We start from the raw sequence: 15196 nt of genomic DNA, 5'->3' as shown, positions 1-15196 counted from the left end.
ATGCCCTGCCGATAAATGTCAGTCGTCGTCCCCTGACCCGTAGCAGACCCTCATCAGTCAGCCTCCCCGGCCTTCTCGTATCCGGTCATCAGGTATGGTGCTCGCGAAACGCCCACAACCTGGAACCAACATAGGTAATCAGCGGGACGGTGAGCGTGGCGATGCCAATCGCCCAGAAGCCTGCGATATCGGTCGATGCCAGCAATGCCGCCAGTACACCATTGTTGAGGGCGAAACCCAGCAACGCCAGGGTGAAGAAGCGTCGTGCTCGCCCCCGGCGACGAAACGTCAGTCGACGATGGCCGACAAGAGAAATCTGGAAGGCCACCAGAAAACCGCAGAGATTGACGACAAATTCCGACAGTCCCGGCCACGATGCACTGAGAATGGCGGCGACCGACAAATGAGCCGCCGTCGCAACACCCCCTACCAGACCAAAACGTGCGGCAGTTTTCGCTTCGCGCTTGAGTCGACGTTTCATGAGGCGTCAGACGCTCCATCGACTCGACCGAATACGGTATCGAACCCGGCTGCCTCTTTCTCAGCGTTGAAGCTGTCTTCGATGACCAGGCTGTCCTCGGCAACCAGGTACAGAGGCCGCTGCTTGGCCTCGATGAATAGACGTCCCACGTACTCTCCCAGAATTCCGACGGAGAGCAACTGCATGCCGCCGAAGAATAGAATCGCCGTCATCAGCGACGCGTAACCGGGCACATCACTTCCTACCACGATGACCCGCCCGACGAGCAACAGAATGTAGAGAAAAGCGAACCCAGCGATGACGGCGCCAAAATACATCCAGATTCGCAGTGGCCAGGTCGAAAAGCTGACGAGACCATCGATGGCGAAATTCCAGAGTTTCCAGAAATTGAACTTGCTCGTTCCGGACTTCCTTGCCGGTCGATCATAGTAGACCCCAATGGAACGATATCCCGGCCAACTGAAAAGCCCCTTCATGAAACGATTGCGCTCGGGTAGCCGCTTTATCGCCTCGACGACTCGACGATCCATCAGACGAAAATCTCCTGCGTTGCTGGGGATCGGTGTCTCCGCGAGGCGGTTGAAGAAGCGGTAAAAGAGTCCGGCGGAGGTGCGTTTTGCCTGGGTATCTTCATCCCTGGAGCCGCGAATGCCGTAGATCATGTCATAGCCCTGGTCCCGCCAGAGCCGAATGAATTCCACAATGACCTCGGGTGGGTCTTGCAAGTCGACATCCATGGGCACCACCGCATCACCTCGCGCATGATCCAGGCCGGCGGTCATCGCAGCCTCCTTGCCAAAATTACGCGTCAACGACAACACCCGAACGCGGGAATCCGCCGAGGCTCGCTGGCGAAGCCCGGCGAGCGTCGAATCGGTGGAGCCATCGTCAACGAACAGAATTTCGAGTTGGGGAACGATGCTATCCAACGCGTGATTCACCGCCTCGAGAAAACGATCGATGGCACTTTCTTCATTCATTACCGGTACCACGATCGACAACATCCAGCCTGATCGACGTCTATCCACGAGCGCTCCTCGCACGAAATGAATCTAAGCCTTCCCTGCATTGGCAACTTGAACGGTCAGCGACTACGGTAATCCTAGCGGCTCAGAGCGGGATGCGCACGAGCAGGGATAAAACCTGAACATACGTAAAAAAACGCCGTTTCAAAATTTTACTGGACATAAAAAACACCGTTTCCTATCATTGGGGCGTTGTCTCATAGAATGTGAAGGCCGGTAACACGGCTTCATGATGAAAGAAAGGGAGTACTTATCATGACCAAGACCAAACTGATTTCTGCAATGGTAGTTGCCGGCGCTTGCGCATTCGGGACCCAAGCCGCATTCGCCTACGGTGCCGGTGATTTCTATGGCCGTCTGGATGTTGCCAAGACTGACACTGACGACGGCTATGCTGATAACGATAAAAGCGCTTCCTTTGGCGTAGGCTACATGGTTCAGGACAAGATCGGCGTCGAATTGAGCTCCATGACCGAAACTCAGGTTCATGCTGAAGGCGGCACTTTCCATCAGGTTCCGATCAACCTGATGGCTCAGTACTACCCGCTGGGCGGCATGGATTCTCGCGTTCAGCCCTACGCTGGCGTCGGCGTCAATTACACCTCGTTCTCTGATGAGAGTGGCGGCAAAGTCGGCAGCATCGACGACTCCTGGGGCGCTACTGGTCAACTGGGTGTTGATCTGATGGTAACCGACAACTTCGGCTTCAACGCCTTTGCCCAGTACACCGATGTCAGCGCTGACATCAGCGGCGGGCGCGATCTCGACCTCGACCCGGTCACCGTTGGTGCTGGTGTCACTGGCCGCTTCTAAGCGATTGCCAGTCGGTATATCAACCGGGCCTCAGGGCCCGGTTTTTTTGTGCCTGGGGTTCAAGTACTTGGCGCCAGGGCAAGGTACTGGTTCCCCAGGCGACGATCACGCGCGGGTCACGATCCGGTCGACGGCGGCAAGTTGACGGATCACAGGCTCTCTTTGGGATGCAGGCGCGTCCTTGAGCCATACCTCCATCGCCGGGGCGACGTCGCAACTGGCCGGCAAGGGCGCGCGTGCATCGACAAGTGCCTGCAACCGAGCAATAAAGACATAGCGTAGCCACTGCGGCATCGACATCGTATCGACGCAAAACGGTTGGTGACTCTCGAATGCCGAAGGCGCTGGCAAGGGTTCTTCCCACAACCCTGCGCTCATCAGCACGACTTCCAACTGGCGTAGGCCGCGCGCCAGCTCTTCGTGGACGGTCATCCTTTCTCCTGATGAGATCATTTCTCCTGATACTGCCATTCTGTCTCCTGAGACTGTGATTCTACGGTGCTGTGATTCTTCGATGCTGTGATTCTTCGATACTGCCAGAACCCTAGAGACTCCATCTTGCGGTTGCTCACAAAAATCCTGAAAGAGCCTGTGGATAAACTTGGGACACCTGCGTCAATCCGGCGCAATACATGCGATCGGAAAGGCTGGTCAATTTTTGGTCACACACTATCCAGCGCCACTACCGCACGTTACAGTGCGCGCCTCGACGAACATGACGATTATCCACCATGCAGACTCTGAGCGATTTTTTCACGCATAGCCGCGCCGAACTTGCGTTATCGGCGCTGGGCCGGCGAGTGGCACCCATTAGTCGTGACACCTTCTCCGCTTTCGAGCAGGAACGCGAACCCTGGCCGTTGCCCTGGAATGGTCGTGCTCAGGTCGCGTGTGCCATGCACTGGCCCGCCCTGCAAGAGGATCCGGCGATCTGGTTTTTATCCCTGCCGTTAGATGAACAGGGATTGCTGGTGCCCGCCGCACGAGATGCGTTTCTCGATCGTCTGCTGACTCTTGGCATGCAGCCGGCTGACGGGCCGACACCGAACGACTCGACGCGAGACGTTCTGACCCAGAGCAATCTGATGCAGGACAATCCACTGGCCTTCGAGCCGGAACTGCATCAACGTGCGTTGCTGCATGCTCGCCTGTCTCGAAGATTCGGACAACCGTCATCCGCGCATTCTGACCTGGCGCGACGTTACCTGCTAGGCGACAGCGGACTCGATTGGCAAATGCTGAGGCTTCAAGGGCTGGCCGACGAAGTCGCCGCCCAGGACCCCGCCGTCATCCTCGCGCTGACCAAGCGCCTAAAAACATTGCCGAGAGACGTCGTTCTCCCGATGTGCTACCTGATGGAGCATGGCGACGCCCCCGCCGACCTCCTGCCAACGTTATGGGAAGCCATGCGCGAGGCAAGACAACGACAAGATGTCGAAACGTTCTGCGCCTTGTTGAGAGCGTTATTGGGCAGCAACGATGGCCGAGTAGGCGATTGGCTGGATCGTATTCTCGATGACGAGGATCTCATGGCCGCCGACTGCCTGGCGGCCATCGCCGCTCGAGGCTGGCATCATCTCGAGCATGAAACTCGCCTCGGACGGTTTCTGGAACGTCTGGCGAGCTGTTCGGATGCCAACTTTCGTCCTGTGGTACACGATTTGGCATTGATCCCGCGCCTGCGGCTGCCCATATTGATGATGCTGCGTCAGGCGCCGGCGAACTCCTCCCTGGGCCGGCTCGTCAGAGAAGGGAACACGTGAACCCATGAAAGCATTGCCCTACCAGGCCAAGGCGATTATCGGCCGGCGCGAGATGGTCACACTGCCGGATCTCCACATGACGCTCTGCTGCAAAGCGGATACCGGCGCTCGAACGTCCGCCCTGCACGCGGAACAGATCGAACCCTACGAGGAAGGCGGTCATCCTTGGGTTCGCTTCATTACCCGCTCGAGTGGTCAGCCCATTGCGCATCATGAATGCCAGCTACCACTGCACGACCGCCGCAGAGTCAGAAGCTCAAACGGCCATCAGGAGTGGCGTTATGTGATCCGCACGCGGCTCATCCTGGGAGAGCTGGACTTCCCCATCGAGCTGACTCTGACCGATCGCAGCGACATGCGTCATCCCATGCTACTGGGAAGGCGTGCCATGCGGCGACTGTTGGTTGCCCCGGGTGCCGCGTTCCTGCACGGTGAACCCTGACACCCCTTTTTACCACGCCCTCTCATCCCGGCTACGGAGCCTTTCGCGCATGCACATCGGCATCTTGTCACGCAATCGCAACCTCTACTCGACGCGTCGTTTGATCGAGGCCGCCGAGCAGCGTGGCCACAGTGTCAGAATCGTCGATACACTGCGCTGCTACATGAATATCGCCTCGCACCGCCCCTCGATTCACTACAAGGGCGGAGAGCTGGAGCCGTTCGACGCTATCGTTCCACGGATCGGCGCGTCAGTGACGTTCTACGGGTGTGCCGTATTGCGTCAGTTCGAGATGATGAGTACCTACGTGCTCAACGACTCGGTCGCCATTACCCGTTCCCGTGACAAGCTGCGCTCGTTGCAGTTGTTGTCGCGCAAGGGCTTGGGGCTCCCGGTGACCGGTTTCGCCCATTCGCCTGACGATATCCCCGACCTGATCACCATGGTCAAGGGCGCGCCACTGGTGATCAAGTTGCTGGAAGGTACGCAGGGCATCGGCGTGGTGCTGGCGGAAACCAATCAGGCTGCCGAGTCGGTGATCCAGGCGTTCATGGGCATGAAGGCCAACATCATGGTTCAGGAGTACATCAAGGAAGCCAAAGGTGCCGACATTCGCTGTTTCGTCATCGGCGATAAGGTCGTGGCTTCGATGAAGCGCCAGGCAGCCGAAGGGGAATTCCGCTCCAATCTCCACCGTGGCGGTACCGCGAGTGTCATTAGAATTACCCCGGAAGAACGCTCTACCGCCATTCGCGCCGCCAAGGCGATGGGGCTGGGCGTGGCAGGCGTCGATTTGCTGCGTTCCAATCATGGTCCGGTCATCATGGAGGTCAATTCCTCACCCGGCCTGCAGGGCATCGAATCCGCGACCGGTAAGGATATTGCAGGCCTGATCATCGAGCATTTGGAAAAAAATGCCAGCACCCCGCGCAAGGCGCCACCGAAGCCTAAAGGTTAGATCGAGGAAAAATCGAACAAATAGCCGAAAATGCTAAAATTTTCTGCTATTAGGGGTAGCAAAACAGTGTTTCCGGCCGCACAATTTGTGTCACCTCAGGAGGTGGCCGCACATGTTTCTCGACAATCGCCAAGTGGCGATGGACAGCGTTCTCGAAGCGCTGGCCGACAGTCTCGATTATTTTCAGGACAATCTCGATCGCCTGCGACCGGCGCTGCGTAATGCCCTGAAACCCCATTACGAGGAACGTGGGGTCGCCATGCACGAACTACAGCAGCTGGTTCGCGAGCATCTCGATATTCTGCCACGCGATGCCGACGTCGAGCGCGACGACTATCTGTGGCTCTGGAGCCGCATCAAAAGCTTCGTCGGCAATGACAGCGCCGTACTGCTGGGAGAACTTCTCGAGCAGGAGCGTGTGTTGATGCAGGCGCTGGGTAATGCCTTTACTCATCCGCTACCGGAAGCGCTGGAACCAACACTGGAACGCTGCTGGAAGAACTGCCGCGCATTGATTCGGGAAATCAACAAGCTGCAACAACGCCAACGCTGACACCTGGAATACGACCTGCGATGCGCCGGCCGACTCATTGTCAGCAAGGCTCGGGCGAGCGCTCACGACGGTGGTAGTCGGATCGGCTCTTGAGGTCCCAGAAAGTAAGGTTCCCTACCCCAGAAGTAGAGATCTCCAAAGGTGGCGGCACGGGCAAGCCACTCCCGCAGCCTTAGTCGCCACTCGCCCTCGACGCCACCATCCGGCACTGCGCACCCGGAGGCCTCGACCCCGAGGGCGTCCGCGATGAACAATGCCCGCGGTAGATGCCAATCCTGTGATATCAGCATCAATCGGTCAGCGCCAAAGACTTCCTTGGCTCGAACGACACTATCGAACGTGCTGAAGCCGGCATAATCGAGCGTCATGTATTCATCGTCCACGTTGCGATGGCGCAAGGAGCGCCACATGCTGATGGGCTCGTTGTAATACCTTGTGCGGTTATCGCCGGAAAGTAGCAGGTGTTGGATGCGATGAAGCCGCAGCAGCTCTGCCGACGTCTCGATCCTGGCCTTGTAGTAGGGGTTGGAGCCACCCTGGCGAAGCCATTGGGCGGTACCGAAGACCAGCCCGACCGGCTGCGCGGTACAAAGCGGTACCTCATGCTCGATGCGAGCTTGGGTCTTCTGCAGTATCCACAGATTGATCAGCACCACACCGATCGCCAGCAACAGCACGCCAGCCGATAGCGCCTTGAATAACCCCTTCAGTAGCCGGAGCATGAATAAACGTAATGGCGGTGAGCGAAAAGCGGCCGCTGAGGGCCGCTCTCGGAAGTCAGATAGCGTGTGGACGTATCGATCAACATATTGCGTTCGTTGCTCTGCCAGAAACCGGCTCGCGCAGCTCGGAAGTTAGTCAGGCATTTTCTGCCAGGTGCCTAGAACATTCCCAGCTCGAGGCGCGCCTCTTCGCTCATCATCTCACGGCTCCAGGGGGGATCGAAAACGATTTCCACATGAACCTTGGAGAACTGCGATGCACCCAGGATCTTGCGCCGCGCGTCCTCGGCGATGACGTCGCCCATTCCGCAGCCCGGCGCCGTCAGCGTCATCCGAATGGTAACCATGAGTTCGCCGGTGAGCAGGCGCTCCAGGCGACAGCCGTAGACCAGCCCCAGATCGACGATATTGACCGGTATTTCAGGGTCGAAGCAGGTTCGCAACTGATCCCAAACAAAGCGCTCCATCTCCGCTTCCGTCGCGGCGGGATCCAGCGTCGGCCGCTCGAGCGCTTTGAGGCCGAGCGCATCGAGATCGTGGCCTTCGATCAGATAAAGCCGCCCTTCGTAGCTGACACTGACCGAGCTCCCCTTGGCCTGCATCACCACGACCGTACTGTCTTCAGCCAGCGTGATGGTCTTGCCGAACGGAATCGAGATGACCTCGACATCCCGCTGTAGCGGCATTTCCTGGCCTTTATAGACCTCGTTTAGCGGATCCATCGTTGCTCCTGACAGAATTGACGGCCCTGACACACCGAGAGCCGGAACCGACTCAGCGCAGCATGCCAAGCACGCGCTGCAAGGCCTCGACGAACGCATCGACCTCTTCCGGCGTGTTGTAGACCGCCAGCGAGGCACGGCAGGTCGCCTCGACACCAAAATGGTTCAACACTGGCTGAGCGCAGTGATGCCCGGTACGGATCGCCACACCCAACTGGTCGATCAACAAACCGATGTCCTGAGCATGCGCGCCGTCGACGAGAAACGAGATCACGCCCGCCTTCTGTGGCGCCGTACCGATGATTTTCAGCCCGTCGATCTGCTCGAGCTTCTGGGTGGCATGATCCAGCAGCCAATGCTCCCAGGCCGACAACCGCTCGATGCCAAGCGCGTTGACCCAATCCAGCGCCGCGCCCATGGCAATCACGTCAGCTACCGACGGCGTCCCGGCCTCGAACCGATGCGGGACGGCGGCAAAATCGGTGCCGTGCTCGAAAGAGACTCGCGAGATCATTTCACCGCCACCCTGCCACGGCGGCATGGACTCGAGGATGGATGCCTTGGCATACAACGCCCCGGCGCCCATCGGTCCATAGACCTTGTGCCCCGAAAACGCATAGAAATCGGCATCCAGCGCCTGCACATCGACTGCCTGATGCGGCACCGCCTGGGCGCCATCGACAAGCATCAGCGCACCGCATGCATGAGCGTCGGCCGCCATTTCGGCAATGGGGTTGATGGTTCCTAAGGCATTGGAGACGTGATTGACGCAGACCAGCCGAGTTCGCTCGCCGAGCATCTCGCGATAGGCGTCCTGATCGAGCACGCCGCGCGTGTCGACGGGGATGACCTTGATCACGATACCCAACTCGCGCTCGAGCAACTGCCAGGGCACGATATTGGAGTGATGCTCCATCAAAGAAATCACCACTTCGTCGCCAGCCTTCAGGTTGGCCCGGCCCCAGCTGTTGGCCACCAGATTGATCGCTTCGGTGGTCCCCCGCGTAAATACGATCTCGCGCGGTTCGAACGCATTGATGTGGCGCTGGACCGTCGTGCGCACGCCCTCGAAGGCAGCTGTTGCCTCGTCGGCCAGTGTATGCAGGCCGCGATGAATATTGGCGTTGTAGCGACGATAATAGTCACTAAGGCTGTCGATCACCGCCACCGGCGTCTGGCTGGTAGCCGCGTTGTCGAGATAGATCAATGGCTTACCGTGAACTTCCCGATCGAGAATCGGAAAATCCCGGCGCACCGCCGCCAGGTCCAGCGTCAGATCGGTAATCGCGGTCATCTCAAGCCTCCTGAATGGCCTCGGCGGTTTCCACCAGGTCAGCCAGGTTGAAGCGCTCCGGCAGACGCCCAGCAACGGCTCGTTCGACACGCTCGGCGATGACGTTGAGGCGCACCTTGTCCATGACCTCGCCGACGAATGCCAACGTCAGCAATGCTCGCGCCATCGGCTCATCGATACCGCGACTTCGTAACGCATAGACGGCATCTTCATCCAACTGGCCGGTAGTGGCGCCGTGAGAACATTTGACATCGTCGGCGTAGATCACCAGTTCCGGCTTTGTATCGATTTCGGCACGATCGGAAAGCAACAGGTTGGCGTTGTTCTGATACGCCTCGATCTGCTGCGCGTCCTTCTTGACGAAGACTTTGCCGTTGAACACACCGCGAGAGCGGTCATCGAGTACGCCCTTGTAGTTCTCGTTGGAGAAAGTGCGCGGCGCATTGTGATTGACCAGCGTATGGTTATCGACGTGCTGACGACCCTGCACGAAGAACAGTCCGTTGTAGGCTGCTTCAGCGCCTTCGGCATTCAGATCCGTCACCAGATCCGTGCGCACCAATGCCCCGCCCAGGTTCATGTTGTACGAATTGAAGTGGCTGTCGCGCCCTTGGTCGACATGAATACTGGCCACATGCAAATCCGTCAGTGCGGCTTCCTGCAGCTTGTAATGATCGATGATGGCACCCCGGTCGAGCATCACTTCGGTCACCACATTGGTGAAGTTCGCCGCCTCGGGCTCACCGGCATAGTGCTCGATGATCGTTGCCTCGGTACGCGCGCCGGCTTCGACCAGTACCCGCGGATGGCTCATTACCGGCTGTGAGCCAGCGCGCGACAGCATCAACAGATAGATCGGCTTATCGACGACGGTGCCGGCAGACAAACGAATGATGGCGCCCTCATCCGCGAACGCGGTGTTGAGCGCGGTAAAGGGCGAGAAATCGACACCCGCCAAACGGCCCAATGATCCACCGACGGCCTCGTGATTGGCGACCATCGCCTGGGAAAGAGGCTCGACCGAAACACCCGTCGGCAACGCGTCGAGATCCGACAGTGTGGCGCTAAATTGACCGTCAACGAATACCAGGCGATGCGCATCGATCTCGAGACGCAGGGCATCGAAGCTTGCAGCATCGAATGCGACGTCGGAGGCTAGCGCGAAGTCACCCTCGGCGATGCGACGCACGTCGGTATATTTCCAGTGTTCGTCACGACGAGTCGGAAAACCCATCGCCTCGAATCGCGCCGCGCCGGCCTGCCGGCGTGCCGCAACCCAGCTCGGATCGTCGGCGCGGCGTGCGGTCAGACGCTGAAGAAAGCGTTCCGCTGCACTCATGCGACAGACTCCTCCAATACCCATTCATAGCCTCGAGCCTCGAGTTCCAGCGCCAGATCCTTATCGCCGCTCTTGACGATTCGACCGTCGACCAGCACGTGAACGCGGTCCGGCACGATATGATTGAGCAGGCGCTGATAATGGGTCACCATCAGGATCGCGCGATCGGCGCTGCGCAACGAGTTGACGCCGTCGGCGACGACCTTCATGGCATCGATATCGAGACCGGAGTCGATCTCGTCCAGCATCGCCAGCTTCGGCTGCAGTACCAGCATCTGCAGGATCTCGTTACGCTTCTTCTCGCCGCCGGAGAAGCCTTCGTTGACCGCGCGCTGCAAGAAGCTCGGATCCATCTTCATCTCGGCGCTCTTTTCACGTACCAGCTTCATGAATTCCGGCGCCGGGATTTCGCCTTCACCACGAGCGGCACGCTGTGCATTGAGCGCTGCCTTGAGCAGGTAGATATTCTTGACCCCGGGGATCTCGATCGGGTACTGGAACCCCAGCAGCAAGCCGGCGCGCGCGCGCTCCTCGATTTCCATTTCGAGCACGTCCTGCCCTTCGAACAGAATCGTTCCCTGAGTGACTTCATAGCCGTCCTTGCCGGCAATCACCGCCGACAGCGTCGACTTGCCGGCGCCATTCGGGCCCATGATGGCGTGAACCTCACCGGCGTTTACGGTCAGGTCGAGGCCCTTGAGGATAGCCTTGTCCTCGATGGTGACATGAAGATCTTTGACTTCGAGCATGTGAAACCCTTGATACGAGAGAGACCGCAGACGCAGTCTCTCGAATTGGCATATGAATTCGACAGTGGCAGCGGTTCAGCCCACCGAGCCTTCCAACGTCACGTTGAGCAGCGCTTCAGCCTCGACCGCAAACTCCATCGGCAGCTCCTGGAAGACATCCTTGCAGAAACCGTTGACGATCATGCTCACGGCATCCTCCTCATCGATGCCACGCGCACGGCAGTAGAAGAGCTGGTCGTCGGCGATCTTGGAGGTAGTCGCCTCGTGCTCGACAGTCGCGGTGCTATTGCCGATTTCCTGATAGGGAAACGTGTGCGCCCCGCACTGATCGCCGATCAGCAGTGAATCGCACTGGGTGTAGTTGCGCGCGCCCTTGGCTCGTGGGCCGATCTTGACCAGACCGCGATAGGCCTGATCGCTACGGCCGGCGGCGATCCCCTTGGCGACGATGGTCGAACGCGTGTTTTCGCCGATATGGATCATCTTGGTGCCGGTATCGGCCTGTTGGCGCCCATTGGTGACGGCGACCGAGTAGAACTCGCCGACACTCTCCTTGCCGCGCAACATGCAGGATGGATACTTCCAGGTAATCGCCGAACCGGTCTCGACCTGCGTCCAGCTGATGCGGGAGCGATCACCGCGACAATCGCCACGCTTGGTCACGAAGTTATAGATACCGCCCTTGCCGTTCTCATCTCCCGGATACCAATTTTGCACCGTGGAGTACTTGATGTAGGCGTCCTCGAGGGCCACTAGCTCGACTACTGCCGCATGCAGCTGATTTTCATCGCGTTGCGGCGCGGTACAACCTTCGAGATAGGAGACTTGCGCCCGCTTGTCGCAGACGATCAAGGTGCGCTCGAACTGACCGGTGTTGGCAGCATTGATCCGGAAGTAGGTGGAAAGCTCCATCGGACATTTCACGCCTTCCGGCACGTAGACGAAGGAGCCGTCGGTGAAGACCGCCGAATTGAGCGCGGCGAAATAGTTATCCGCCTGCGGTACGACGGTGCCTAGATACTGGCGTACCAGCTCCGGATATTCACGAATCGCTTCTGAGATGGAGCAGAAGATAACGCCCGCTTCATGGAGCTTCTCCTTGAAGGTCGTCGTCACCGAGACGGAGTCGAACACCGCATCCACGGCAACCCCTGCCAGCGCTGCGCGCTCGTGTAGCGGGATACCCAGCTTCTCGTAGGTTTCAAGCAGCTTGGGATCGACCTCGTCCAGACTCTGGGGTCGGTCCTCGGGCTTTTTCGGCGCACTGAAATAGGAGATCGCCTGATAGTCGATCGGTGGATATTCCAGATGCGCCCAGGACGGCGTCGTCATCTTGAGCCACTGATAGTAAGCCTCGAGACGCCACTCGAGCATCCACTCGGGCTCTCCCTTTTTCTGGGAAATGAAAGCAATGGTGCTTTCATCAAGGCCCGGCGGCACGGTATCGCTTTCGATGTCGGTCACGAATCCTTGCTTGTATTCGCGACGGACCAACTGCTCCATCTCTTCGCTAGCCATGGTCTTCACTCCTCTCCACAGAGAGTCTTATGACGAAGACGCGATCTCGGACACCGGCACGATCAGGCAATTCACTGCCGCCGCTCGGCTCTCCCTCGCCACGCCCTCTTAATGTTCGCGCGACGCTGCCGTCGTTGGCAGCGTCACACTCTGAATCGGTAGCTGCACGGGCAGCTTGATCGGATTGGACTGCGCGAGATGCGCCAACGTCACGCAATCCAGCAGCGTGCGTATCGCCTGCGACACACGTTGCCAATTGTCGGCAACGCCGCAGGTATTCAACAGCTCGCAATCTCCATCGGCATGGCTGCATTCCGTCATACCGATCGGTCCTTCGATGGCGGCAATAATATCGCTGGCCGTGATCTCCACCGGAGACCGCGACAGCACGTACCCCCCATGAGAACCCCGGCGCGACTCCAGCAGCCCGCTCTTCGCCAGCTTCTTGAGCATCTTGCTCACTGTCGGCAGCGGCAGATGGACGCGTTGAGCCAGTTCCGATGCCGTATGCGCCTGGTCCGACTGACGCGCGATCTGCGCCATGATTACTGCCGCATAATCCGTCAACTTCGATAATTTCAGCACGCTGTAATGCCCTCTCGGTCCTGACAGCCGCCATATAGGACCATTTTAGTCCTCTTTCCCCCCGGTGTGAACCCAGTCGCCACGCTGACCCGGGCTCGCCAGCTTCGGCAAGCGAATAGGCATGACGATCACGCAGGCCATGACGATCAGCAAGCAGAGGATAATCAAGCGAAGCGAGTCGGAACCCACAAACCCGGTAAATCGAGCACGGAATTCGGACAGCGGGCTTCGACGTCGTCAAATTACGAAAAACAAATCCACACAAGAAGAATTATTTTGAAACATTTATTTCTCTAAAAAACATTTTGATTACATATAAATACATAAAGGTGATTTCAAGCCATTTCCACGTCTCCAATCGCAGACATTAGACGTCGGTATAAGGACACACCCTGTGCAATACAACGACACGAAAAGCGCATGCTCAATTACATGCATTTTTTCTGAATTGGACCGTGGAACGCTTTGATCCTAACGTTGGTGCCACATTTCGAAAACGCTGTTTGTCATCGGCTGTAAGTCAGAAAAATACGAAAGACAGCTATAAATCAATAACTTAAACCACTAATGAAAATTAGTCTTTTGATTTCATGGCTTTTTGTAAGGTCAGATTCGCTATCCGAAGTGAGTGACCACCAGTAAAGCCGAACACCAGATCATCCGTGATTAAAGTACGGAACGACTGCCGTTGGTTGGCATATCGCATGACCGATATTGCCAACGCGAAGAATGAGCGGGCGGAAACGTAACGATACGAACATAGCAAGGAGCGCCATCATGCGGATCACCATTTTTGGAACGGGATATGTGGGTCTCGTCACCGGCACCTGCCTCGCCGATGCCGGCCACGAAGTCATGTGCATGGACGTCGACAGCGACAAGATCAACGGCCTTAAAAATGGCATCGTGCCGATCTATGAGCCGGGTCTGGAAACGCTGGTCAAGCAAAACGTGGCTGAAGAGCGGTTACTGTTCACGACCGATCCGGTTGAAGCGGTCGGCTTCGGTACACTGCAGTTCATCGCCGTAGGCACCCCACCGGACGAAGACGGCAGCGCCGACCTCAAGTACGTGCTCAGCGTGGCCGACACCATTGCCGAGCATATGCAGGAGTACAAGCTGGTCATCGACAAATCCACGGTACCGGTAGGTACGGCAGATCGCGTGTCCGCCACTATCAATCAGCGCCTCCATCAACGCGACGTCGATATCCCGTACGACGTCTGCTCGAACCCCGAATTCCTCAAGGAAGGGTCGGCGGTCGAAGATTTCTCCCAGGGCGCCCGCATCATCATTGGTTGCGACTCTCCACGCGTCGAGCCGCTGATGCGCGAATGTTATGCCCCGTATAACCGGCGCCAGGAAAAGTTGATGTTCATGGACATTCGCAGCGCCGAGCTGACCAAGTATGCCGCCAACGCCATGCTGGCCACCAAGATCAGCTTCATGAACGAAGTCTCGAATCTGGCCGAGCGTCTTGGCGCCGACGTCGAGAACGTGCGCCGGGGGATCGGCAGCGATCCGCGAATCGGTTACAGCTTTATCTATCCAGGCTGTGGCTACGGCGGCTCGTGTTTTCCGAAGGACGTCCAGGCCCTGGCCCGCACCGCCAGCACTGTCGGTTACGAGGCACAACTACTTAATGCCGTGGAAGCGGTCAACTATCGCCAGAAGGCGAGCCTGTTCACCAAACTTTTTCAGGCGCTGGACGGTGACCTGCAAGGCAAGACCATCGCCGTGTGGGGGCTGGCCTTCAAACCCAATACCGATGATATGCGCGAAGCCCCGAGCCGCGAGCTGATGGAAGCGATCTGGGCGGCAGGCGGCAAGGTTCGTGCCTATGACCCGGAAGCGATGAAGGAGTGTCACCGTATCTACGGCGAACGCGACGATTTGACGCTGACAAAGCGTCGCGACGACACCCTGGCAGGTGCCGATGCACTGGTCATCTGTACCGAATGGAAGGCCTTCCGCACGGTCGACTTCCGCCGTCTGCGCGAGCAACTGGCCACGCCGGCGATCATCGACGGGCGCAACCTTTTCAATCCGGAAAGCGTGCGTGCTGCTGGCCTGCTCTATTTCGCCGTCGGCCGCGCCGACTCGCTGCGTATCCCGATCGACAACGACGCCACCGCCTCGGCAACTCAAGCAAAGCTTGGCCGTTCGAACGTCGCCTACACGCTGTAACGACTGTCTCCGCCGGCGGCATCAGTGACCGCCGGCCACCGATTT

General features: G+C 58.2%; 16 protein-coding genes. 6 read left to right on the top strand and 10 right to left on the bottom strand.

The annotated features are described in order from the left end of the window. Positions 1–88 precede the first annotated feature (88 nt). Positions 89–481: a GtrA family protein gene (locus tag DOM27_RS08770; RefSeq protein WP_110655652.1), complete on the bottom strand. Its 393-nt coding sequence runs from the start codon at positions 479–481 to the stop codon at positions 89–91. Beyond that, positions 478–1509 carry a glycosyltransferase family 2 protein gene (locus tag DOM27_RS08765; protein ID WP_245392648.1) on the bottom strand — a complete coding sequence of 344 codons (1032 nt, stop codon included), beginning with the start codon at positions 1507–1509 and terminating at the stop codon, positions 478–480. Before DOM27_RS08765 ends, DOM27_RS08770 begins: the two co-directional genes overlap by 4 nt. A gap of 252 nt (positions 1510–1761) precedes the next feature. Between DOM27_RS08765 and DOM27_RS08760 the strand changes: the two genes are divergently transcribed. Beyond that, positions 1762–2319, top strand: coding sequence for an OmpW/AlkL family protein (locus tag DOM27_RS08760; protein WP_110655650.1), 558 nt, complete (start codon positions 1762–1764; stop codon positions 2317–2319). 105 nt (positions 2320–2424) lie between these two features. On the opposite strand, the gene DOM27_RS08755 is transcribed toward DOM27_RS08760, so the two are convergent. Beyond that, complete coding sequence (locus tag DOM27_RS08755; RefSeq protein WP_110655649.1) at positions 2425–2751, bottom strand: YqcC family protein; 327 nt, start codon at positions 2749–2751, stop codon at positions 2425–2427. Positions 2752–3050: 299 nt separating this feature from the next. Here DOM27_RS08755 and DOM27_RS08750 point away from each other — a divergent pair, with 299 nt between their 5' ends. The 4 genes from DOM27_RS08750 to DOM27_RS08735 all read left to right on the top strand — a co-directional run bounded on the left by DOM27_RS08750 (position 3051) and on the right by DOM27_RS08735 (position 6035). Further along, positions 3051–4082 carry a DUF3549 family protein gene (locus DOM27_RS08750; RefSeq protein ID WP_110655648.1) on the top strand — a complete coding sequence of 344 codons (1032 nt, stop codon included), beginning with the start codon at positions 3051–3053 and terminating at the stop codon, positions 4080–4082. Between the two features lie 4 nt (positions 4083–4086). Next, positions 4087–4524: an ATP-dependent zinc protease family protein gene (locus DOM27_RS08745; protein WP_110655647.1), complete on the top strand. Its 438-nt coding sequence runs from the start codon at positions 4087–4089 to the stop codon at positions 4522–4524. Between the two features lie 49 nt (positions 4525–4573). Next, positions 4574–5482: a 30S ribosomal protein S6--L-glutamate ligase gene (gene rimK, locus DOM27_RS08740; RefSeq protein ID WP_110655646.1), complete on the top strand. Its 909-nt coding sequence runs from the start codon at positions 4574–4576 to the stop codon at positions 5480–5482. A gap of 112 nt (positions 5483–5594) precedes the next feature. Then, the gene (locus DOM27_RS08735; protein WP_110655645.1) at positions 5595–6035 is read left to right on the top strand and encodes a hypothetical protein; all 441 of its coding nucleotides are present in this window, start codon (positions 5595–5597) and stop codon (positions 6033–6035) included. 62 nt (positions 6036–6097) lie between these two features. Here DOM27_RS08735 and DOM27_RS08730 read toward each other — a convergent pair whose 3' ends face one another. The 7 genes from DOM27_RS08730 to DOM27_RS08700 form a co-directional block, all read right to left on the bottom strand. Continuing rightward, on the bottom strand, positions 6098–6757 hold the full coding sequence (locus tag DOM27_RS08730) for a SanA/YdcF family protein (protein WP_110655644.1): 660 nt from the start codon (positions 6755–6757) through the stop codon (positions 6098–6100). Positions 6758–6915: 158 nt separating this feature from the next. Continuing rightward, complete coding sequence (gene sufT, locus DOM27_RS08725) at positions 6916–7479, bottom strand: putative Fe-S cluster assembly protein SufT (RefSeq protein WP_110655643.1); 564 nt, start codon at positions 7477–7479, stop codon at positions 6916–6918. A 52-nt stretch (positions 7480–7531) separates the two neighbouring features. Then, positions 7532–8773 carry a cysteine desulfurase gene (locus DOM27_RS08720; protein WP_110655642.1) on the bottom strand — a complete coding sequence of 414 codons (1242 nt, stop codon included), beginning with the start codon at positions 8771–8773 and terminating at the stop codon, positions 7532–7534. A gap of 1 nt (position 8774) precedes the next feature. Beyond that, on the bottom strand, positions 8775–10112 hold the full coding sequence (gene sufD, locus DOM27_RS08715; RefSeq protein WP_110655641.1) for a Fe-S cluster assembly protein SufD: 1338 nt from the start codon (positions 10110–10112) through the stop codon (positions 8775–8777). After that, a complete protein-coding gene (sufC, locus tag DOM27_RS08710) occupies positions 10109–10861 on the bottom strand; it encodes a Fe-S cluster assembly ATPase SufC (RefSeq protein WP_110655640.1) in 753 nt (250 codons plus the stop codon). Before sufC ends, sufD begins: the two co-directional genes overlap by 4 nt. Positions 10862–10936: 75 nt before the next feature. Next, a complete protein-coding gene (gene sufB / locus DOM27_RS08705; RefSeq protein ID WP_110655639.1) occupies positions 10937–12379 on the bottom strand; it encodes a Fe-S cluster assembly protein SufB in 1443 nt (480 codons plus the stop codon). 108 nt (positions 12380–12487) lie between these two features. Continuing rightward, complete coding sequence (locus DOM27_RS08700; protein WP_110655638.1) at positions 12488–12964, bottom strand: SUF system Fe-S cluster assembly regulator; 477 nt, start codon at positions 12962–12964, stop codon at positions 12488–12490. Positions 12965–13741: 777 nt separating this feature from the next. Here DOM27_RS08700 and DOM27_RS08695 point away from each other — a divergent pair. After that, a complete protein-coding gene (locus DOM27_RS08695; protein WP_110655637.1) occupies positions 13742–15151 on the top strand; it encodes a UDP-glucose dehydrogenase family protein in 1410 nt (469 codons plus the stop codon). Positions 15152–15196: the final 45 nt, after the last annotated feature.

The sequence above is a fragment of the Salinicola halimionae genome, from assembly GCF_003206065.1.
Taxonomy (GTDB): domain Bacteria; phylum Pseudomonadota; class Gammaproteobacteria; order Pseudomonadales; family Halomonadaceae; genus Salinicola; species Salinicola halimionae.
Note: the sequence above shows the minus strand (reverse complement) of the source record. Positions and strands in the feature narration are given on the sequence as shown.